The sequence below is a fragment of the Vagococcus silagei genome (assembly GCF_004795745.1).
In the GTDB taxonomy this organism is placed as follows: Bacteria; Bacillota; Bacilli; order Lactobacillales; family Vagococcaceae; genus Vagococcus; species Vagococcus silagei.
In genome coordinates this window covers 25,945-48,279 of record NZ_SDGV01000017.1, presented here as the reverse complement: position 1 = coordinate 48,279, position 22,335 = coordinate 25,945, and the positions used below count along the sequence as shown (strand labels likewise).

At 34.2% G+C, this 22,335-nt stretch carries 20 protein-coding genes and 1 other annotated feature; of the genes, 14 read left to right on the top strand and 6 right to left on the bottom strand.

Going from position 1 to position 22,335, the window contains the following annotated elements; translation table 11 throughout:
- Positions 1-20: 20 nt before the first annotated feature.
- From phnE to ESZ54_RS07520, 3 genes are all read left to right on the top strand, one after another.
- On the top strand, positions 21-833 hold the full coding sequence (gene phnE, locus ESZ54_RS07530) for a phosphonate ABC transporter, permease protein PhnE (protein WP_136137057.1): 813 nt from the start codon (positions 21-23) through the stop codon (positions 831-833).
- Positions 834-839: 6 nt separating this feature from the next.
- Positions 840-2,342 (top strand): bifunctional metallophosphatase/5'-nucleotidase, encoded by a 1,503-nt coding sequence (locus ESZ54_RS07525; protein ID WP_136137056.1) that lies wholly within the window; start codon positions 840-842, stop codon positions 2,340-2,342.
- A 157-nt stretch (positions 2,343-2,499) separates the two neighbouring features.
- Positions 2,500-2,934: a GNAT family N-acetyltransferase gene (locus ESZ54_RS07520; RefSeq protein ID WP_136137055.1), complete on the top strand. Its 435-nt coding sequence runs from the start codon at positions 2,500-2,502 to the stop codon at positions 2,932-2,934.
- Between the two features lie 157 nt (positions 2,935-3,091).
- On the opposite strand, the gene ESZ54_RS07515 is transcribed toward ESZ54_RS07520, so the two are convergent.
- On the bottom strand, positions 3,092-3,628 hold the full coding sequence (locus ESZ54_RS07515) for a hypothetical protein (RefSeq protein WP_136137054.1): 537 nt from the start codon (positions 3,626-3,628) through the stop codon (positions 3,092-3,094).
- Between the two features lie 276 nt (positions 3,629-3,904).
- Here ESZ54_RS07515 and ESZ54_RS07510 point away from each other — a divergent pair, with 276 nt between their 5' ends.
- The gene (locus ESZ54_RS07510) at positions 3,905-4,378 is read left to right on the top strand and encodes an RrF2 family transcriptional regulator (RefSeq protein WP_136137053.1); all 474 of its coding nucleotides are present in this window, start codon (positions 3,905-3,907) and stop codon (positions 4,376-4,378) included.
- A gap of 15 nt (positions 4,379-4,393) precedes the next feature.
- A complete protein-coding gene (locus ESZ54_RS07505; protein WP_136137052.1) occupies positions 4,394-7,114 on the top strand; it encodes a YhgE/Pip domain-containing protein in 2,721 nt (906 codons plus the stop codon).
- Between the two features lie 84 nt (positions 7,115-7,198).
- On the opposite strand, the gene dhaS is transcribed toward ESZ54_RS07505, so the two are convergent.
- Positions 7,199-7,789 (bottom strand): dihydroxyacetone kinase transcriptional activator DhaS, encoded by a 591-nt coding sequence (gene dhaS / locus ESZ54_RS07500; RefSeq protein WP_162615131.1) that lies wholly within the window; start codon positions 7,787-7,789, stop codon positions 7,199-7,201.
- Between the two features lie 679 nt (positions 7,790-8,468).
- Between dhaS and ESZ54_RS07495 the strand changes: the two genes are divergently transcribed.
- The 3 genes from ESZ54_RS07495 to ESZ54_RS07485 all read left to right on the top strand — a co-directional run bounded on the left by ESZ54_RS07495 (position 8,469) and on the right by ESZ54_RS07485 (position 14,907).
- Positions 8,469-9,461, top strand: a complete 993-nt coding sequence (locus ESZ54_RS07495) for a dihydroxyacetone kinase subunit DhaK (protein WP_204249522.1) — start codon at positions 8,469-8,471, stop codon at positions 9,459-9,461.
- A 43-nt stretch (positions 9,462-9,504) separates the two neighbouring features.
- Positions 9,505-10,377 (top strand): SPFH domain-containing protein, encoded by an 873-nt coding sequence (locus ESZ54_RS07490; RefSeq protein WP_136137049.1) that lies wholly within the window; start codon positions 9,505-9,507, stop codon positions 10,375-10,377.
- Between the two features lie 243 nt (positions 10,378-10,620).
- On the top strand, positions 10,621-14,907 hold the full coding sequence (locus tag ESZ54_RS07485; RefSeq protein WP_136137048.1) for a 5'-nucleotidase C-terminal domain-containing protein: 4,287 nt from the start codon (positions 10,621-10,623) through the stop codon (positions 14,905-14,907).
- 69 nt (positions 14,908-14,976) lie between these two features.
- Here ESZ54_RS07485 and ESZ54_RS07480 read toward each other — a convergent pair whose 3' ends face one another.
- Complete coding sequence (locus ESZ54_RS07480) at positions 14,977-16,602, bottom strand: SulP family inorganic anion transporter (protein WP_136137047.1); 1,626 nt, start codon at positions 16,600-16,602, stop codon at positions 14,977-14,979.
- A 130-nt stretch (positions 16,603-16,732) separates the two neighbouring features.
- Positions 16,733-16,871: a sequence feature (ribosomal protein L20 leader region), on the top strand.
- Between the two features lie 25 nt (positions 16,872-16,896).
- Between ESZ54_RS07480 and infC the strand changes: the two genes are divergently transcribed.
- The 3 genes from infC (at position 16,897) to rplT (ending at position 18,067) form a co-directional block, all read left to right on the top strand.
- On the top strand, positions 16,897-17,418 hold the full coding sequence (gene infC / locus ESZ54_RS07475) for a translation initiation factor IF-3 (protein WP_136137046.1): 522 nt from the start codon (positions 16,897-16,899) through the stop codon (positions 17,416-17,418).
- Positions 17,419-17,442: 24 nt separating this feature from the next.
- A complete protein-coding gene (gene rpmI, locus ESZ54_RS07470) occupies positions 17,443-17,643 on the top strand; it encodes a 50S ribosomal protein L35 (protein ID WP_077275582.1) in 201 nt (66 codons plus the stop codon).
- Positions 17,644-17,707: 64 nt separating this feature from the next.
- Entirely contained in the window at positions 17,708-18,067 is a 360-nt protein-coding gene (gene rplT / locus ESZ54_RS07465) for a 50S ribosomal protein L20 (protein WP_136137045.1), read from the top strand.
- Positions 18,068-18,119: 52 nt separating this feature from the next.
- Here the strand turns inward: rplT and ESZ54_RS07460 are convergent, their stop codons facing one another.
- The 3 genes from ESZ54_RS07460 to trpS all read right to left on the bottom strand — a co-directional run bounded on the left by ESZ54_RS07460 (position 18,120) and on the right by trpS (position 20,129).
- A complete protein-coding gene (locus ESZ54_RS07460) occupies positions 18,120-18,332 on the bottom strand; it encodes a hypothetical protein (protein ID WP_136137044.1) in 213 nt (70 codons plus the stop codon).
- A 142-nt stretch (positions 18,333-18,474) separates the two neighbouring features.
- Positions 18,475-19,050: an ATP-dependent Clp protease proteolytic subunit gene (locus tag ESZ54_RS07455; protein ID WP_136137043.1), complete on the bottom strand. Its 576-nt coding sequence runs from the start codon at positions 19,048-19,050 to the stop codon at positions 18,475-18,477.
- Positions 19,051-19,109: 59 nt separating this feature from the next.
- Positions 19,110-20,129, bottom strand: coding sequence for a tryptophan--tRNA ligase (gene trpS, locus ESZ54_RS07450; protein WP_136137042.1), 1,020 nt, complete (start codon positions 20,127-20,129; stop codon positions 19,110-19,112).
- A gap of 340 nt (positions 20,130-20,469) precedes the next feature.
- On the opposite strand from trpS, the gene spxA reads away from it, so the two are divergent.
- The 3 genes from spxA (at position 20,470) to ESZ54_RS07435 (ending at position 22,311) form a co-directional block, all read left to right on the top strand.
- On the top strand, positions 20,470-20,868 hold the full coding sequence (gene spxA, locus ESZ54_RS07445; RefSeq protein ID WP_136137041.1) for a transcriptional regulator SpxA: 399 nt from the start codon (positions 20,470-20,472) through the stop codon (positions 20,866-20,868).
- A gap of 162 nt (positions 20,869-21,030) precedes the next feature.
- Positions 21,031-21,705, top strand: coding sequence for an adaptor protein MecA (locus ESZ54_RS07440; protein WP_136137040.1), 675 nt, complete (start codon positions 21,031-21,033; stop codon positions 21,703-21,705).
- A 90-nt stretch (positions 21,706-21,795) separates the two neighbouring features.
- Entirely contained in the window at positions 21,796-22,311 is a 516-nt protein-coding gene (locus tag ESZ54_RS07435) for a GtrA family protein (RefSeq protein WP_136137039.1), read from the top strand.
- Positions 22,312-22,335 lie beyond the last annotated feature (24 nt).

The window sequence follows — 22,335 nt, the reverse complement described above, 5'->3', positions numbered from 1 at the left end:
AATTTGAGGAAGTGACAAGAATGAATGAAAAAATGTTAACTGCAGAATTAAGTAAAGAACCAAATAAAAAAGGATACTATCTTGCAATTGTAGCCATTCTTTTAGGCCTATTTATCTGGAGTTGGAGTGTAATTGAAGTACAACCAATGTCAAACGAAGGTGTGACAATTGCTAAGAATATTTTTAAAGGAATTTTTCATCCGGCGCTAGATTTTCTTTTTGGCTTAACTGCTAAAGGTGTGCCATATCTATTATTAGAAACAATTGCAATTGCTGTTTTAGGAACAATTGTTGGTGCTGTTTTAGCTGTACCATTATCGTTTTTATCGGCAACAAATATTGTACCAAGTTGGATTGCCATCTTTTTCCGTTTTATTATTATGGCAATTCGTACAGTTCCTCCATTTGTATATGGTCTGATGTTTATTCGTGTAACAGGTCCAGGAGCAAGTGCAGGGGTATTAACACTAGCTGTTGCTTCAATTGGGATGATTTCAAAAATGTTTACTGAAACAATTGAAGATTTGGATCAAGGAATTGTTGAATCAATGGAAGCCGCGGGAAGTACATTATTCCAAAAGATTCGTTTTGGGATTATACCTCAGTTGAAAGCTGATTTCTTCTCAATTCTTTTGTATCGTTTTGATATGAACTTACGTGATGCGACGATTCTTGGGTTAGTTGGTGCCGGTGGTATTGGTGCACCATTAATCTTTGCGATGAATGCTTATCGTTGGAGTGAGGTAGGCGCAATCTTAATTGGCTTATTTGTTTTAATTATTATTGTCGAAGCTGTATCTTCTAAAATCAGAGCAAAACTGTTGAGAGGATAAATCAAAATGAAACTAAAAATTTATTATACATCAGATGTGCATGGCTATTTATTTCCAACGGACTATAGTAATGATAGTGTTCAACCATTAGGGCTTTTATCAGCCTCTGAACAATATCAGCGTGATGATAACACATTGGTCATTGATGGTGGGGATATGTTTCAAGGCTCACCATTTGTCAATTATTTTCAAAAGAAAGATGGTCGTGCGACAGGCATCATCGAAACGATTAATAAAATTGGTTACGATGTGGTCACATTAGGAAATCATGATTTCAATCATGGTTTTGAACGATTAGAAAGTGAAGTTCGCGATTTAAATCCAACGGTCACTTGTGTCAACGTGTTAGATAAAGAAGGAAAGATGCTTTTTCCTGAAATTATTAAAGAAATGCCCAATGGTTTAAAAGTTGGAATTGTTGGTATCACAACTGAATATATTAATGTTTGGGAAAAACCGGAAAACATTGCAAGCATTCAAATTGTGGATCCTTTTCCAGAAGCTAAAGCAGCTTTAGAACGAATTAAAGATCAAGTTGATATTGCGATCTGTTTATATCATGGTGGTTTTGAAATTGACATTGAGTCGAAAGAATTAGTGTCGAAAACAAAGGAAAACATCGGCTATCGTTTAGCGCGTGACCTTGATTTTGATTTACTCTTAACAGGACATCAACATCAAACAATCCCAGGCCAGTTGTTGGCAGGCACATATATTGTGCAACCAACGAATATGGCACGTAATTTCTATGAAATCGAGCTTGAAACAACTGGGGATGGAGTCAGTGTTACTTCTGAAATGCTACACCCAACAGGTGAATTTGATCAGGAAAAATTTGCTGATTTAATAGCGATGAATGGTGAAGTAAATGAATACTTGGATCAAAAAATTGGTTCTTTACCACAAAATATTGAAAAAATCTCTCATTTAGAGTTAGCTTTAAAAGGGAATGATTGGATTCGGATGATTGCAAGTGTTGAAAAAGAAGCTACCCAAGCAGATATTGCTGTTGTTAGCTCATTTAATGCACTTTACCCAATGGCACAAGAGTTATCAATCCGTGACGTGCTAGTAAATTATCCGTATGAAAATATTTTGTGCAAAGTGAAATTAACGGGTACACAATTAAAAGAAGTGATGGAAAAAACAGCCACTTACTTTGTTAAAGAAGCAGGTCAGGTTGCAATTAACCCATCATGGATTTCGCCTAAACTAGAGCATTATAATTATGACTTCTATTTTGGTTTAGACTATGCTTTTGATTTAAATCAAGCAGAGGGTAGCCGAGTGACAAAAATGATGTTGCATGGCAAAGAAGTGGCCGCAACAGATGAAGTGACGATTGCTCTTAATGATTATCGTGCAAGTGCTGGTGGCGAATATACGACGTATAATCACGCTTTAGAAAGTGATAATATGGGCGTCGATATTCAACAACTTGTCATTGATGCGATTAGTAATGATACTTTACCTGAAGAGATGATTGATTTTAAATTAACCATTATCTAATCTGAAACAGACTAAGCAATTTGTTAAAGAATTGTTTAGTCTGTTTTTTTTTGACTTAGTATATTTGTTGAGTATTGACTTGAATTTTGTTAGATTATGAGTACGTCATGGAGGTCTGCCGATTGTGACCTCAATCTAAATGAAAGAAGTGAAGTGCATGGAAACAATCATTAAAACATTACCCGAATTAACTAGTACAGAATTTTTTGAAATAGCGCAGGAACGTGTCAAAGTTTTTGTCGTGGAACAAAATTGTCCCTATCAAGAAATTGATGAGGATGATAGTGTTGCTAAACACGTTATCTTGAAGAAGGATAATCAAATTGTTGCTTACTCACGAATTATTGAAAAGCCTGAGCATGTCACTTTTGGCCGTGTTTTAGTTGTGGAAGAATTTCGTGGTGATAAGTTTGGACAAGAATTGGTCAAAACTACTTTAGCTGAAATTGAACGCTTAGCATTGAATAAACCTGTCATTATTTCAGCACAAAATTACCTTGTTGATTTTTACAGTTCATTTGGTTTTGAAGTTATTTCTGACGTTTATCTTGAAGATGATATTCCGCATATTGATATGGAGTTGAAAAAATAAAATTCTGACTATCGATAAAAAGTTAACATGATACTTTTTGTGTGTTAAAACTAGAAATCGTTCTGTTGAATTCTATAGCTATAGAATTAATTAAAGCAGTCATTTGTAATCTAATAAAAAATAATCCCATTGTTGGGATTATTTTTTTTATTCATATTTAATTTCCATAAAAATAGGCTGAGGAAACAGGTTCATAAATGATAATAGTAATAAAAATAATATAAAAAATAAGTTCAAATTGAATTTGAAAGAAGAAAAGGACACTAAAGAATAGAATCAAAAGAGCAAGCGAAACACCTATTGCTAACACCCAAGAGGGTTGGTTTGGAAATTTATTTTGAAGCCATCGTAAACTATTTGGATTTCTAGGGTTTTTCTTTTGAAATCGATAACCGCAATAAAAGAGTGAGGTAAGTGCTAATGAGATAATAAATATAATAATAAGACCATTGAGTGTTATGGTAGGTTCCATTAAAACAAAATTAACAAAAATGAAGACAAAATATAAAAGAAAGACAAATTTGTTTGAAAGTTTTTTTGTACTGCTATTAATTGTGATGACTAATGACATTAGAAATATAGCATAATAGTTTGAAAAGTGATCGGGGGATTTTATGAGATCAATAAAATAAAAAAAGCCAGTAATAGTTGTTAATATGCTAAGTGCGAAAAAATCCGTTTTTTCTTTAGTCATGATACATCCTCCTTTTTATGAAATAGATAATTTTATCTGTCTTTGAACTAAAAACAAATAAAATTAAACGTGTTTTTTAATATTCTTAAACGGGCTGTTTATGAAAGTATACCATATCGCTATTAAAATGTTAATTTATTGTTTATTATAGTGTATAATAGATATACCAATTGAGTGTTTAAAAGATATTAATAAAGTTAAAATGTTCTTATTGCATTGTGGACATTAAACGTCTATAATGGTTTTTTGTAACCAGTGAAAGTGAGTGAAACTATCATGAAATTAACCAATGCAACTGAACAAGCCATTGCAATTATTGCTTTATTAACGACTCAACTTCCCGATATTCCAGCATCTTCTGCAACGATTAATAAAAAATTGTCTGTCTCACCATCTTACAGTCGTAAATTATTAAGAAAATTAGTAGTTGCGGAAATAATAGGCGGTGTATCTGGAAATAATGGCGGTTTCTATTTGGAGCGATCTTTAGATGAATTAACATTACTAGAGGTTGTAGAAGCAATCGAAGGACCATTTGTCTCATTTCCTGATATCGGCGTGTTAGAACGCGCTTTTGCTAACTTTAATGAACTTGCACAGAATGGTGACAAAATTGTATCTGCATATTTTGCAGAAGCTGATCAAGCGTGGAGCAATACTTTAGGTAATATTAAAGTGAATGAAGTATTGTCCTTAATCTTTAGTGATTACAAAGAATTTCCAAAACATGATTGGAATCAATTAGTTTAGAGGAGGAAAAATCAAATGGAAAAATTAAAAAAAGTATTTGAATTATATGCCTTAGACTGGCGTCGAATTTACCGAAATAAATTAACTCTCGTATTGATGATTGCGTTAATGATAATTCCTTCTTTATACGCTTGGTTTAATATTGAAGCTTTATGGGATCCATATTCAAACACAGGAGATTTAAAAATTGCAGTTTATTCAGACGATAAACCAGCTACTGTGATGGATAAAAAGGTAAATATCGGTAAAGAAGTTGTCAATAATCTTAAAGAGAATGATACTTTAGATTGGCAATTTGTTTCAAGTAAAGAGGAACTTGATAAAGGGGTTAGAAGTGGTAAGTATTACGCAGGGATTTATTTACCAAATGACTTTTCAGAGAATTTAGTTAGTTTTGTTCAGGGTGATATTAAACATCCAGAAATCAATTATAGTGTGAATGAAAAAATAAATGCGATTGCACCTAAGATTTCAGATAAAGGTGCGGGAACACTGCAAGAAACTATTACAACAGAGTTTATTACCACAGCAAGCCGAACACTTTTAGATATTCTAAATGATATTGGTTTTAATCTAGACTCTAATTTACCATCTATTAAAAAAGTGACAGCTAAAGTTTTAGAACTGAATGATAATCTTGACGTCATTGATGGTTATACCAAAGAAGTTGTCGAGTTAAATAAAAAAGTTCCAGATATGAAAGAAAAATTAAAGATGGCCAATGAATTCGTAGACTATCTACCTGAAGTTGACAAAATGGGTCAAAAAGTCGTCGCAATTAATGGTCGCGTACCAGAAATTGAAAAAGTTGGTGGTTTAGTTTATGCAACGCAAGCAAGGATTCCAGAAATTGAACATGCTGGCGAACAAATTGCGATGATTGATCAAGATTTTGATGGTGTTGTGAATACCATGGATCAAGCGGTTGTTGAAGCTAAACATGGCTTAACAATTATTAAAAATGCACAGAAAGTTTTACCTCAAGTTAATGAATTAGCACTTTCAGCAAATAAACTAATTCCAGAGGTTAAAAATAGTATTGCACAAATTCAAACAGCATTACCAAATATTGCCTCAGGTGTTGAATCCGGACTTTCGATTGTTATCGTAGTGTCTCAAGAAACAGCTCACCTTACGGGCCAACTAGCGGGTATGTTGGATGAAGATTTATCAGATGAATCACTTGAAGCAATTCATAACCATCTTGTTAAAGTTTCAGAACGTTTGAGTTTCCAAAAGAGTATGATTGATGGTCAAATCGACGTTTTAACAAACTTACAAGAAACAACAGGTTCGTCTGAATTAGATGGTGTAATCCAACAATTAAGTAATCTATCTCATGTAGTCGGAAATGCGGAGCAGCAAGTAGATAATGTTTTAGCAAATTGGGATTCTATTTCGCAAACTTCGAGTCAATTATCACAAGCATTAAATCAAATAAGTGATGCGGCTAACAATATTCAACATCAAGCTGAAAGTATTCCAGTTGGTGCTATCACAAGTGCAGTGGAGTCAGTAATTGAAGAGGCACAAAATATGTTAACAATTGCTGGAAACGTCACAGGTGCAATTGTAAATCAAAATTTAATTGCGAATGTTGGTGAATTGTTAACTGCAACAAGTGGTACAATTGAAACTGCAATTACTTATTTTGAAAAATATCGTGCTGAAATGCCTAAAGTTAAACAAGAAATTCATGCTGTGAATGAACTTGTGAATGGTAACATGCCACTTATTGTGGGTAGTATTAATGGGGGAGCGAACTTTTTTAGACAAGATTTCCCAGTTCTAAAAGGTAAATTGAATAAAGCATCAACTTTTATCCAAACAGATTTACCAGGTATTGAATCTGATGTTAAGAAAACTGTGGATAAAGCAAATGATAAAATGCCAAAATTAGAGACATCATTGAAAATGGCAACAGATATGGTTCAAAATGACTGGCCAAATATTAAGAAAAGTATTGGAAAAGCGAGTGGCTTAATTCGTAAAGGTGAAGAAGATATTGATTTAACTGAAGTGATTAAATTAATGAAATCTGATGCCAATGCGGAAAGTGAATTCTTGGCTAAACCAGTTAAGCTGAAAACAGAACATATCTATCACATTCCAAACTATGGTTCAGCAAGTACGCCATTCTATACAGCGTTGTGTCTGTGGGTAGGTGCAGTTCTCTTCTCAAGTATTGCAAGTACGAAATTCTCTTTAGACGATGAAGAGAAAAAACGTTACTCAAAACGTCAACAATTTTTAGCAAGAATGATGACATTCTTAACAGTGGGTGTTGGTCAAACGTTAATTGTTGTCTTAGGTAATCAGTTCTTACTAGGTGCGTACACTAAAAATCCAGTATTGAATATTATCTTTGCTTTAATTGTGAGCTTTAGTTTCATGATGATCGTTTATGTGTTAGTCGCCTTATTTGGAAATCTTGGAAAAGGGATGGCAATTATCATACTCGTACTGTCGATATCCGCCGGGGCAGGAAACTTCCCAATTGAGATGTCCGGACCATTCTTTAGAGCAATTAACCCATATATTCCATTTACACATGCGGTTAATTTACTAAGAGAATCAGTCGGTGGGGTCTATTGGCCAGCTGCGATCAAAGCAATCATCATTCTTGGCTTTGTAACTGTTCTATTCTTTGTTCTTGGTTTAATTTTCTATCCTAAAGCGGATAAAATCTTTAGCTATTTGAATAATCAATTGAAAAAAGGTAAGATTTTACATTAAAAAATTTAACAAAAAAATTGTTAAAGTGTTACTAATTGTAATGAAAAGAGATACTCTAGCCATGGTTGTGTAATGAATCATTAACTAGAGTATCTCTTTATTTTTTAAAAGTTGAATAATACTGTTTTGGATAATTACAGTGAGATAATTAGTGATATCCTCAACAGACTCTTGACAATTATCGAGCAGCCAAGGAGTTACTATGCCAGTAAAACCGACTGCGTAAAAGTATGAATAGTCTGAGATAGAATATGAAGTAGCATTTGTTTTTGATGTTAAATCAAGCTCAGGTTGTTCTTGTTTTTCGAGAATAGTTAAGAAAAACTGATGAGTGTGTTCTGTTAAAAATTGATCAAATGAATTTTGTTCGGTCACCGCGAGGGCTTTCTGGTAAAGCAGCTTATTTTTTTCAAAATAAGTTAAAACGCGATTTAGGATTTCTGGCCAAGGCTCATAGTCGATGTAATGTTCAACATTTTCCGTGAATTCTTGATGATATAGCCAAGCCAATAAATCATATTTATCAGTGAAATGATCGTAAAAAGTTTGACGTCGTAATTCTGCTTGCATCATAATTTCTGTGATTGAAATTTTATTGAAGTCTTTTGTTTTCATTAAATGTTTAAAAGAATAAGCAATTACTTTCTTTGTGATTAAAGCTTCCCCTGTAGTCATAAAATTCCTTCCTGTAAAAAAAGTAAAGATATCTATGTAAGGATAGCAATATTTTGTAAAAATAACAAATAAAAGCATTTAATTCGGACAAATTAAAAAGATTGTCCGTGGAAAGAAAGCCCTTTCATTGCTACAATAAAGGTGTCAAGCAGACCAGTAAGGTTAAGGAAATTGAGTGAAAACTAATTTTTTAGCTTGGCGGATGTTTGATGCTATGTGTAACAACATAGTAAAGACTGCTTTATCATAATTTCCATTTTGACAGTTAAATACTTGTTCGATTATATTTTTTATAAAATTGGGCATTATTAAAATTAAAAGTTAAATCCTACTAGTCCCCACTAGTAAAGCAGATTGGCTTTTGATGAGTGACATAGTCCCCGCTATGTTTGCTTGCTGGATTAATAGTGTTAAAAGAGATCTAATTGACTTTAAAAAATGTAGTCTACAGTATTTAAACGGATTATGGTAGGTTCAAGTTAAGCCACTTATTTAGATTAATACTCTTTAATATTTCGTTCCCCGCATAAAATGAAAACATATTAAAGAGAATCTAAATAGCGAGTTGGCTTTTCTTGGCTTAAAAGCATTCAAAAAATTGTTATTATGTATGATGTAAAATAGCGAAAATGAACTGAGAGATAGGTTTCTCAGTTTTTTTATTCGGGAGGCGAGGATAGTGTTAATTATTAATAAACCGGAAGATGTGTCTGACCAGGTTTTACAGGGGGCGACATTTCTACATTCCGATATTATAGAAAAAATTCCAAACTCAAATATTATTGTACAAAAGCATTTTTCTAAGAATCAAGTAGCTTTAATAGGCGGTGGAGGTATTGGCCATGAACCGTCGGATTTTGGTTTTGTTGGTGATGGTATGCTGACAGCTTGTGTTAACGGAAAAATATTTCAACCCGCACCTGCAAAGGAGATTTTAAGAGCGATAAAAAGTGTTTATACAAAGTATGGTGTGTTAATTATTATTAAAAATTTTGAAAGAGATCTTAACGTTTGTCTAGAAGCAGAAAAATTAGCTCGTGAAGAAGGTATGCAAGTTGATCATGTCATTGTTAACGATGACTGCTCTATAGAAAAACGTGATAACTATAAAAAAAGACGGCGTGGCGTTTCTGGAACTGTTTTAGTCCATAAAATATTGGGTGCTGCTGCTAAAGAAGGTAAGTCGTTAGCTGAGTTAAAAGAAATAGGTGATAAAGTGGTGTATGCAATGAATACGTTAGGCGTTGCAACAGCAAGTGGAACGTGTATTGAAACACCCAATAAACCATTGTTTGAGCTTCCTGAACAACATATTTCATATGGCGTAGGTATTCATGGTGAAGCTGGATATCGCGTAGAACCGTTTCGTTCGAGTGAGAACTTGGCTAATGAACTATTAAATAAATTAATTGATTTTTATGATGTTAATGAAGAGTCTCAATTTGCTATTTTAATTAATGGCATGGGCGCAACAACTGCGATGGAATTAGCCATTTTTGCGCATGATGTGTCACGTCTGTCAGTCTTGAATGAGTTAAATATTTCATTTGTGAAAGCTGGAAGTTTTTTAACATCAACGAATATGTCAGGCGTATCATTAACATTATTGAAATTACAAGAAAATTCTTGGTTAAGATTTTTGGAAGCGCCAACTTCTGCCTTTGCGTGGTAAAAATAGTGTATAATAAATGATAATCTATAAGGAGGTTGAAGAGATGCAAGAAGAAAAGAAAGTTTTTCATATGAATGGGTATCTTGGTTTAATATTATTTATTGGTCTTTTTATTTTTGGAGCCTTTATGGTTTTAACAGGATTTGTCTATGAAACAATTGGGCGAGTAGTTTTAGGTGGTGGTATCTTAGTTATTGCAATTCTATTTTTAAGTTCATTGACCATTGTCGCACCTAATCAAGCTAAAGCCATTTTATTCTTTGGAAAATATTTTGGTACAATCAAAGAGAATGGACTGTTTATTACTGTTCCATTGGCACAAAAGATTGATATTTCTTTAAGAGTCCGTAACTTTAACAGCGCTGTTTTAAAAGTAAACGATTTTGATGGCAATCCAATCGAAATTTCTGCGGTGATTGTTTTTAGAGTGACAGATACAGCTAAAGCATTATTTGGTGTTGATAATTATCGTGATTTTGTTGAAATTCAAAGTGAAACGGCAATTCGTCATATTGCCTCAGAATATCCTTATGATACTTTTGAAGATGGTGATATTACGCTACGTGGAAATACAGCTGAGGTTTCTGAAAAATTAGCTAAAGAACTACAAGATCGTTTGAGTGTAGCTGGTGTTGAAATTATTGAAACAAGATTAAATCATTTGGCTTATGCTACTGAGATTGCTAGTGCAATGTTGCAACGTCAACAAGCAAAAGCGATTCTTTCTGCACGTCAAACCATTGTTCAAGGTGCAGTATCGATGACTCAAATGGCACTTGAACAAATTCAAACGGAACAAGATATTAATTTTACCGATGATCGTAAAGTACAACTGATTAATAATTTACTGGTCTCAATTATTACTGATAAAGGCACACAACCAGTGATTAATACTGGTGATTTACGTGATAAGTAAATCACGAATATGAAAATATTAAGAAGAGGCTAATTTTAGCTTCTTTTTTTAGGTTATATAATCAATTTATTTTTTAGCATTTTTAATTTAAGAGTCATTGATAAAAAGGTAAAAATTACTTAAAACATTCACAAACACGAGTTCTTAAATCGTTATCTTAAAAAAATGATTCGAATTTGTATAGAAACCAACGTTTTGATGTGATAAAATGTAAGCGTATGCATTTTAAAAAGGAGAGATATCATGAAGAAAAAAGTACGTTCAGGTTCAGTAGTTTTAACATGTTTACTATTTAGCCAAGCTTTTTTACCTTTAGCAGAAGTGGTCGCAGCACCAACACAAACTTCAGCTAAAATAGAAGTTTCTGCTGTAAAGACAACAGGAAGTAAAACGTTAAACTCTATGGTTAGAAATTCATCAAAAGACGAAATTAAAACAGCATCAAGTACAACAACTGTTGATGACAGTACAAAAACTAATGCATTAAATGCTGAGAAAGCAGCTAAGGATGCCAAAGATGCTGAGGCAGAAGCGAAAGACAAGGACAAAGATAAGGATAAAGACAAGAAAAAAGAAAACTTGATTCCAGTCCAAATGCTAGGCGTGAATGATTTCCATGGTGCACTTAACACTACAGGAACAGCGTACTTAGGTGCTGATAAATTTCCTGGTTCAGGTAAAGCTTCTAAATTAGCTACAAACTTAGACATTGCACAAAGCCAATTCTCTGTAGCTACAAGTTCAAGTAACTCAACAAGAATTCAAGCTGGTGACTTAATCGGTGCTAGTCCTGCAAACTCTGCACTACTAGCAGATGAACCAACGATGAAAGTCTTTAAGCAAATGAATTTTGAAATTGGAACACTTGGAAATCATGAATTTGATAAAGGATTAGGGGAATTTAAACGAATCCTAGATGGACGTAAACCTGAAGTCGGTCAATTTGAAGGACCGTTAGCTGAAATAATGGCAAATTATCCTCGAGTAGCGTCTACTCAAGAAATTGTGATCGGAAACTTAGTGAATAAATCCGATAACGCAATTCCACATGGTTTTCAACCATACACAACTAGAATTTATAAAGGGAAAGATGGTAAGTCAGTTAAAGTAGGTTACATCGGCGTGATTACTTCTGAATTTACCAACCTTGTCTTGGCACAACACACACAAGACTATAACGTTCTAGATGAAGCTGAAACAATTGCCAAATATTCAAAAGAATTACGTGATCAAGGTGTGAATGCGATTGCGGTGGTATCACATATCGCAGCAACTAGTTCTGGTGATACTGTTGGTGGCGAAATTGTACCGATTTTAGATAAAGTCAATACTCTTGATTCTGATAATAGTGTCGATCTTGTTTTTGCCGCTCATAATCATCAATATACTAATGGTGTTTATACAAATGGTAAAAATAAAACACGTGTCGTACAAAGTACTGCACAAGGTAAAGCATATGCTGATGTTCAGGGTGAACTAGATCCAGAAACACAAGATTTTGCTGAAGTTCCAGATGCAAAAATCAAACCAACTAATGAAGGCGTCGAAAATCCTGTGGTTCAAGCTACAGTTGATCATGCGAGTCAAACAATTAAAGCAATTACCGACTCAAAAGTTGGCCAAGTCGACATAAAAAATGTTAAAGATGGTAAAGTATCACGTGAAGCAAGTGCTGATAACGAGTCACAAGTTGGTAACTTAATCACTGATGCACAACTTTACATGGCAAATGAAAGTAAGTTAACAGACGCACAAGGAAATCCAGTAAAAGTTGATTTTGCAATGACAAATACTGGTGGGATTCGTGCTGATTTAGCAGTTGATGACAAAGGTAATGTGACATGGGGAGCAGCCCAAGCTGTACAACCTTTTGGAAACATCTTACAAGTCGTGTCTTTAACTGGTCAAAATATTATCGATGTTTTAGGGCAACAATTTAATGGTAGTACTGGTTATTCACTTCAATTTGCTGGTCTAAAATATACTTATACAGGTGACCCTAAAGGGAAAGAAAATAATTTAAAAATTGAAAAAGTTACAGATGAAAAAGGCAAAGAAATTGATCCAGCGAAAACATACAATGTGATCATCAATGATTTCTTGTTTGGAGGTGGTGATGGCTTCAAGAAATTTACTGAAGGTACTTTAGTAACAGCAATGGATACTGACACAAATACATTTGTAGATTACTTTGCAGCAATGGAAAAAGCTGGTAAAAAAGTAATTGTGCCTGAATTAAATCGTAAAGCGAAAGCTAAAACAACATCAGGTGACGTTATCCCAATTCAAATGCTAGGTGTGAATGATTTTCATGGTGCGATTGATACTAGTGGTACTGCGTATCTTGAAGGTGTGAAACACACTGGCGTGGGTAAAGCTTCTAATTTAGCTGCTCATTTAAACGGAGCAGAAACTGAGTTTAAAGCGAAACAAACTGATGGAAATACAGAAAGAATTCAAGCAGGAGATTTAGTCGGTGCAAGCCCAGCTAACTCAGCGTTACTTAGAGATGAACCAACAATGAGAGTCTTCAATCAAATGAACTTTACAATTGGTACTTTAGGTAATCATGAGTTTGATAAAGGTTTAGGCGAATTCAAACGCATTTTGGATGGACGTAAACCAACACGTGAAGAATTAGGTAATGTGAGTGATAGTCTTTGGAATGCTATCTCTACTTACCCAAGAGAAAAAAGTAAACAAGAAATTGTTATTTCAAACATTGAAAACAAATCAACTGGTAAATATGGTAACAAAGGTGACATTCCTTTAGGTTTCAAACCTTATACAATTAAAGAATATGGGCAAGGTGATAAAAAAGTTAAAGTCGGTTACATTGGTGTCATTACCAATGAATTCCCTAATTTAGTTTTAGCGGAACATACAAAAGACTTTAATGTCATTGATGAAGCTGAAGCAATTAGTAAATACTCAAAAGTTTTAAGAGAAAAAGAAGATGTAAATGCGATTGTTTTAGTGACACATATTGCTGCAACAAGTAAAGATGGAAAAGTTGCAAATGAAATCGTACCGATTATGGATAAAGTTGAAAAATTAGATCCTAAAAACAGTATTGATGTTATCTTTACAGGACATAACCACCAATTTACAAATGGTGTCATTGAACGTAAAGACAAACCAGGTATTCGTGTTGTTCAAAGTACTGCTCAAGGTAAAGCTTATATCGATGTTCAAGGTGAACTAGATACGAAAACAAAAGACTTTAAAGAAACACCAAAAGCAGAAGTTAAGCCAACAACTGCATTGCCAGAAGCGCAACAAGATGCAGGTGTTAAAGAAATTATTGAACACGCAAATGAAACAATTAAACCTTTAACTTCAGCTACGCTTGCAACTGCTGATTTAAATAAAGTGTCAGTTGATGATAAAGGCAATCCAATCATTTCTCGTCAAACAAATGTTCATGGCGAATCTGAAGTGGGTAACTTAATCACTGATGCGCAACTTTATATGACGAAAAATACAAATCTAAAAGATGCTGCTGGTAAGAAAGTTGATGTGGACTTTGCATTCACAAACAATGGTGGTATTCGTGCAGATCTATTGATTGAGCCGGTGACAGGTCGTATTACTTGGGGTGCTGTTCAAGCGGTTCAACCATTTGGCAATATTTTACAAGTTGTAGCGATGAAAGGTAAAGATGTTAAAGCAGTCTTAAATGAGCAATATGCAAATGGAAATACTGGATATTCTCTACAAGTATCTGGCTTAACATATACTTATACTGGTTCTCCTGAAAAAGGTATCAAGATTGCAACTGTCAAAGATGCTAGTGGTAAAGAATTAAAAGATGATGCAACATACAATATTGTGATTAATGATTTTCTATTTGGTGGTGGGGATGGCTTTAAATCATTCACTAAATCAAAATTAGTAACAGCAATGGATACTGATACAGAAACATTTGTGAGCTATTTTGAAAAACAAGCAGCTCAAAATAAATTAATCGAAAGTCCAAAATTAGATCGTAAATCATTGAAAGATGAAACAACAACGACTACTACAGATCCAACAAGCACAACAAATACATCAACAGATACAAGTGGTTCAGGTACAAACTCTTCAAGCAAACCGAAACCAACTGGTGAAAAAGAACAAAAATTACGTAAAGCTTCAATCGTGAATCCGATTCATGCAGGCGATAAAGTAATTAAAGGTAAAACTCTAGCTGGAGCTAAAGTAACTTACCGTGTTCGGGCTAAAGATGGCAAATTATCAATCACTTCTAAAGAAGTTATTGCAAATGCTAAAGGCGAATTTGAAATTCCGGTAACTGGTAATTTAGTTGTTGGTGATACAGTTTTAGTTAATATCATGCATGATGGTGTTAAAATTGAACTATCTCAAAAAGTAACAGTGAAAAAAGCGACTGGTAATGGAACAAATACCAATGGTGGTAAACCAGGTAGTGTCTTACCTCAAACAGGTGAAACAGAAAACTATTTAGGTTTAGCAGGATTTGCATTGATTGGCTTTGTTGTCATTTTACGTCGTCGTAAAGTAAGCTAAGAAATAAAAAAATAAAGCATCAAATCAGTTAACACATTGTAGTGACTGATTTGATGCTTTTTTGCGATTTTATTTTGAGAAAAGTTTTGTTAAGAAGCGATCGACAGAAGGATAAACAGTTTGTTCATCGTCAATTTCTTCGAAGCCTGCTTTTTGTAAGCTTGTTAGGACTTCTGAGTTCATAGAAGAAAGAATAATTTTACGTCCTTCAGCACGTTCTTCATGATAAAAATCAAGTAATGCTCTAGAAGCCGTCACATCAATATGTGGGACGCCGCGAAGCGAGAAGATAATATTCTGTTCTTTAGGAATATCTTTCAAGCGTTCTTTCAAGAATTCAATACTCATGAAAAAAAGTGGACCCGTTACATAAACGACATGCCAATTTTTTGTTTCAGGTTTAGGGTTTTCGACGCCCATACGTGTCGGTTCAACTTTTTCAATATTGATCCCAATGTGTGCACTTTTAATAATAAAGTGAATCATTGCAAAAGCAGTCCCAATCATAATAGCTAAGCTTAAATCTAAGACGACAGTTGTAACCATTGTAATCACAAATTTGATTTCACCACTTTTTAGATGGTGGTTGAAAAGGTAACGAATACTACCCCAGTCGTTCATACGCCACGCAGTAACCATAAGGACACCAGCCAGTGCGCTTAAAGGAATATTGGACATAAGTGGTGCAAACAGAAACATCGATAGTAATAAGAATAAAGCATGGAAAATTCCAGTCAAACGTGTGACAGCACCAGATTTGATAGCAACACTACTTCTAGCAATTGCAGCTGTAGCAGGAATACCACCGAAAAATGGTAGGATAATATTACCCACTCCTTGAGCAACTAATTCTTGATTGTTATCAATTGGTGTACCGGTCATTTTGCTAGCACTTGCCCCACAAAGGAGGCTCTCAATCATGCCAAGTACTGCAATACTGATTGCAGGTGAAATTAAGTTTTTTGCCATTTCAGGTGTAATTGACCCGAAAGCTAAGTGATCATCACTAATTAATGTTGTGGGAATAGTCCCAACGCGTGTCACGTCCCAATTCGTAATCATGACAAAAGCAGTTGTGATAATAATAGCTAAGAGAGATGAAGGTACGATAGCATTAATTTTCTTAGGTAAGAAGACCATAAATAATACGACGAATATCCCAATCATTACTGTTGGAAAATCAATGTGGAAGCCGTTAACAAAATAACTCTTAATCTGTTGTACGGGACCAGTTCCACTAGATGTTGAACCAAAAAAGTTATCAACTTGTCCAAGTGCGATAATGATAGCGATACCTGAAGTGAATCCAGTAATAACAGATGAAGGAATAATGTTTCCAAGGATGCCTAATTTAAAAATACCCGCCACAAGTAAAATGACACCTGCCATGAAAGTTGCAAGAAAGACACCGTTCATCCCATATTTTGCGACAACTGAAATTAAAATAGCTGCCATGGCACCAGTCGGACCAGAGATTTGAAAGAATGCTCCGGATAAGGCACTGATGATGATACCTGCAATAATTGCAGTGATCATACCTGAGGCAGCAGTTGCGCCACTAGAGACACCAAAAGCTAAAGCAAGTGGTAGTGCGACAGCAGCTACCGTGATTCCAGCCATCAAATCTTTCATTAGTTTTGTTTTGTTGTAACCAGCAAACTCCTTTTTAAGCATTGTTAAATAGTTACCAATCATAAATGCAAAAACCCCTTTTTAATAGTATATGTTAACAGTATCACAAAAATTAAAGATTGAAAAATAAAGATTGAAAAAAATAATAATAAATGTTGACATTGTAAAATGCTTGATGTATACTGATGAAGTTGAGATAAAGCAGAAGCACCCGCTTCTCGCCTTAGTTAGTTTGCTAACTGGGCTAGATAAGGATAATTCTTTTTTCATTTTATGAAAAGTGAATTTTTTGGTGCGGGTCTGTATATAAGGACTCGTTTTTTTCTGTGTTTTTTCTCTAATTATTTTTGGAGGTGAATGACCATAGCAAAGGATATTATGGTGAATGACGGCATTCGTGCAAAAGAGTTACGTTTAATTTCTGCAGACGGAGAGCAGTTAGGAGTTAAATCAAAAGTAGAAGCATTAAGAATTGCAGAAAGTGCAAACTTAGATTTAGTGTTAGTAGCACCAAACGCAAAACCACCCGTTGCAAAAGTAATGGACTATGGGAAGTATCGTTTCGAATTACAAAAAAAAGAACGAGAAGCTCGTAAAAAACAAAAAGTGATTAATGTGAAAGAAGTACGTTTAAGTCCAACGATCGATGTGAATGATTTTAATACAAAACTGCGTAATGCTCGTAAGTTTTTGGAAAAGGGAGACAAAGTGAAAGCTTCTATCCGTTTCAAAGGCCGCGCAATTACCCATAAAGAAATTGGTCAGGACGTCTTAAACCGCTTAGCAAGTGAAACTGAAGACATTGCAACAGTGGAACAAAAAGCGAAAATGGATGGTAGAAGCATGTTTATCATGCTTGCGCCAAAAGCAGATAAGTAAATTAATCTGAGGAGGAAAATCAAAATGCCAAAAATGAAAACTCACCGCGGACTAGCTAAACGTGTTAAACGTACAGGTGGTGGCGGATTAAAGAGATTCCGTGCGTTTACAAGTCACCGTTTCCACGGCAAAACTAAAAAACAACGTCGTCAACTACGTAGACCGTCAATGGTTTCAAAAGGCGATTACAAACGTATTCGTCAACAATTGACACGCATGAAATAATTTTTTAGTTACTGATAATGACTAAAACAATAGAACGAAGAACACATTTCAAGGAGGAATTATCATGGCACGTGTAAAAGGTGGAACTGTAACTCGCCGTCGTCGTAAAAAAGTGCTTAAGTTAGCTAAAGGCTACTACGGCTCTAAACATACATTATTTAAAACAGCAAAAGAACAAGTGATGAAATCTCATACTTATGCATTTAGAGATCGTCGCAAAACTAAAAGTAATTTCCGTAAATTATGGATTGCTCGTATTAACGCAGCAGCTCGTATGAACGATTTGAGCTACAGTAAAATGATGCATGGATTAAAATTAGCTGAAATTGATATCAACCGTAAAATGTTATCAGAATTAGCTATTTCTGACCCAGCTGCATTCACTGTCTTAGCTGACCAAGCTAAAGCAGCACTAGCTAAATAATTAAATTAAAAATCCTACTTCAAAACGAAGTAGGATTTTTTTAGTTATAAAGTTAATCTAATGGATATTGTTTTGTTTTTGCTTTTGAGCCTTCATCTTTTACAGGTACATCGTCTGGTAAAACGATATCCACGCCGGGATGTTTAAAATTTTTAACTAAGTCTTTACCAAAATTATCTTTTACAATGATTTCCTTCTCTACTTCGTGGTTTGGATTCGTCGGAGGAGTCGGATTGTTTAAAATTACTGGGTTATCGCTTGTCATATTAATCCCTCTTTTCTTATCTTGATACCTTAATTTTATCATATAAAAGGGGGATTAAAAAACGATATTAGTCAATTATTCAAAATATAAGAAAAAACTCTCAACAAAGTGAGGTTTCACTTGAATTGAGAGTTAGGTATCTTTATTTTATTTTTGCTGAAGAGTCAACGATGTGACCCACAATGCCATACTCTTTAGCTTCTTCAACAGATAGCCAGAAGTTACGGTCAGTATCTTCCACAACTTTTTCGTAAGTTTGACCAGTTGCTTTTGCAATTAAACGGTTGATACGTTCACGCATTTTAATGATTTCGTTGGCTTCGATTTGGATTTCAGTGCTTTGGCCTTGTACGCCACCAGCAGGCTGATGAATCATGAAGCGAGTATTTGGTAATGAGTAGCGATTTTTCTTGTTAGCAGCAAGATAGATAGTAATGCCAGCACTTGCAACCCAACCAGTTCCAATTACTTTAACTTCAGGTTTGATAAAACGAATCATGTCATGAATTGTGTCTCCAGCTTCAACGTGACCACCTTGGCTGTTAATGAAAATTTGAATTGGGTCATCGCTTAATGAAGCAAGTAGGAGTAATTGGCTGCTAACTTCTTTTGCTAAATCTTGGTTAATTTCACCATAAATTAAGATTGTACGATTGTCGATCATTTTTTGTGTCAAAATTGTATTGATATCTTGTTTATTATTATCTTTTTCTGCCACAGTAATTCCTCCTTGAAATATTCTTCTATTATCTTAACATAATTAAAAATAGAAGAGAATTATTTACGTCTAGGTTTACGACCTAGACCAACTGCATTACGCATTTTACGTAACGTTTTATTGGCAACGAATTGCGCTTTTTCGGCACCTTCATCTAATATATCTTGTAGTTCCTCAGAGACCAAAAGTTCTTCATAGCGTGCTTGAATCGGTTCTAAAACAGCAACAACAACTTCGGCAAGGTCATTTTTAAACTCTGCATAACTACTGTCAGCGTATTTTGTTGCGATTTCTTCAATCGGTTCTTCGGTCATAGCAGAATAAATTACTAGTAAGTTTGAAATACCAGGTTTGTTCTCCGGATCATATTCGATCTTACCACTTGAATCTGTTACAGCAGAACGAATCTTTTTGCGAATTACATTTGGTTCATCCAACATTGAAATAAAACCTTTTGTATTTGAATCGGATTTACTCATCTTTTTAGTTGGTTCTTGTAAACTCATGATTCGACCACCAGCATCTTTTTTAGGAATTTTAACTTCTGGGAGTGTTAGTATAGGTTGACTTGCTGTACCATAACGTGTATTAAAGCGCTCTACAAAATCTCGTGTTAACTCTAAATGTTGTTTTTGGTCTTCGCCAACAGGGACTAAGTCGGAATTATAAAGAATAATATCGGCAACCATTAAAGGTGGGTAAGTTAAGAGTCCTGCACTGACACTAGTTTTACCATTTTTTTGAGATTTATCTTTAAATTGTGTCATGCGTTCTAATTCACCAATAGCTGTATTACATTGCACAATCCAAGCTGCCTCAGCATGAGCTGGTACTTCAGATTGAATAAAGATAGTGGCTTGTTTAGGGTCTAGACCAACTGCAATATATAGACTTGCCAATTGTAAAATTTGTTTACGTAGCTTTAAGCGATCTTGTGGGACAGTAATGGCATGTTCGTCAACAATACAGAAGAAGCAGTCATAGTTTTCTTGCAGCATCTTAAATTGTTTCATCGCGCCAATGTAGTTCCCAATAGTGGGGATACCACTTGGTTGAATACCAGAGAAAATTGTTTTCATTTTTTTTCCACCTTTTAAAATTAACTTAATAGTTCCATTATACTAGAAAAAACAAATAAACTAAACTAGAAAAAAACAGACTATATTGGTACAGAAAAACACCCTGTTACATTTTTTGAAAAATGTTTTATTATTGTGTGAAGAAATTATTGGATGTAAAAAAAGTAGGTCTAAAGTCCTATATAATCACGTTTTATAAGGAGGGTTTTAACAAAAAACTTCTAAAGATTTTCTTAAATTCGGTAGCTATTATTTTGTTGTTATAGTATAATAAACTCAAGGTAGCTAACAGTAACAGACAATTGTTAATATACGAACATTAAAGAAAGGGAGTGATTGTATGTTGAAATTATATACCTCACCTAGTTGTACATCTTGTCGGAAAGCGCGAGCTTGGTTACAGGAACACCAAATTCCATTTGTTGAGAGAAATATTTTTTCAGAACCGCTTGCTCAAGATGAGTTAAAAGAAATTTTACGAATGACTGAAAACGGAACGGAAGAAATTATTTCAACTCGATCAAAAGTATTTCAAAAATTAGATGTTGATTTAGATGATTTGTCACTTCCAAAATTATTAGAATTAGTTCAAAGTAACCCAGGACTATTGCGTCGTCCAATCATGATTGATGATAAAAGATTGCAGGTTGGGTTTAATGAAGATGAAATTCGTCGTTTCTTACCTAGAGAAGTAAGAGCAATTGAATTAAAACAAGCCCAATTAATGGCAGGCATTTAGTCTAATTTAGGATTGTAAAGTAGGACGCAGCGTGGTAGTGTTAACTATACATGCTGTTTTTTATTTAATTTTATCGTTAAATAAGGTGATTTCCTTTACTTTTTGAGGGAATCCGCTACAATTATGCTATTAAGACTAATATGAAAAGTGAGGTGTGACGATATGGAAATGGAAAGAATTAATGAGAATACAATTCGTGTCTCAATAAAAAATTCAGATTTAACAGAAAGAGGCATCACCTTTTTAGATTTGTTGGGAAATCAAAAACAAATTGAAAATTTCTTCTATAGTATTTTAGAAGAAGTAGATGTCGATGAACAGTTCCAAGAGACCGATTCGGTGACTTTCCAAGTTTTACCTAATCGTGACGGCTTAGAGTTATTTATCAGTAAAAATGTAATCTCTGATTCAGATGAAAATAATTTTGATGAAGTACTTGTTGATTCTCAAGTCGAAGACTTTGCAGATTTTATTTCACAACAAATGGCTAAAAATCCAACTATAGCAGGTGATTCTGATCAATCAGATAAACAAAGCGACTTGAAAACGGCTGATTTATCAAAAGTTTTTGGTTTATCAAGTTTTGAAGAATTGATAATTTTGGCAAAACATGTGGAATTAAGTGGTGCTAAAACGGCGGTCTATAAATACCGCGACCAATTATTTATGGTGGTTACATTTATCATGGATAAATTTAGTGAACAACGTTTGAATTTAAGTGTGGCTCATTTATATGAGTTCTCTTACCAAACACCAATGACAAAAGATGTGTTGGAAGAGCATGGTCAAGTCGTGATTGAAGACCAAGCTTTGGAAAAAGTCCGCCAATATTTCTAATTATTATTGACATAACATGCGTATGGTTCTAAAATGTTGAGGCTGGGGTTTTTAATCCTAGCCTTTGGTATTTTTAATAGAGGTGAGTAAATGATTAATAGAAAACAAGTCGTAAGATATGTTCTGTTTGGTTTTTTAGCAACAGTTGTTTATTTTGTCACACGATTTAGTTTTAGAATGTTAACGTCAAATGTATTAATTCCCGTTGTCTTAGGTCAATTGGCTGGATTATTATTTTCTTTCTTATGTAATAAATATTTTGTTTTTAAACATATCAGGATTGGCTGGGTTCAAAGTTTTCGTCAATTTGTTGATTTTTTCATCAGTCGTATCGTTGTCTTTTTCTTTGATTTAGGGATGTCTCATTTATTTGTAGATCGTTATGCTGAATTTTGGATGAGAACGTTAAGGCTGCAACAAATTAATTATCAGAATCGTTTCTTTAGTTTTCCTGCACTGCAAAAATATATGGGAAGTCCTGCACTTTTGAATGAATTTATTTTTACGGTAGTGACACAACTTCTTGCAGGGATTATTAATTACATAATATCGAAACGTCTTATTTTTAATGTTAAGAAACAACAAGAAGTCGCTACAAGTGTTTAAATGCAATTGCTAATCAATAAAAAA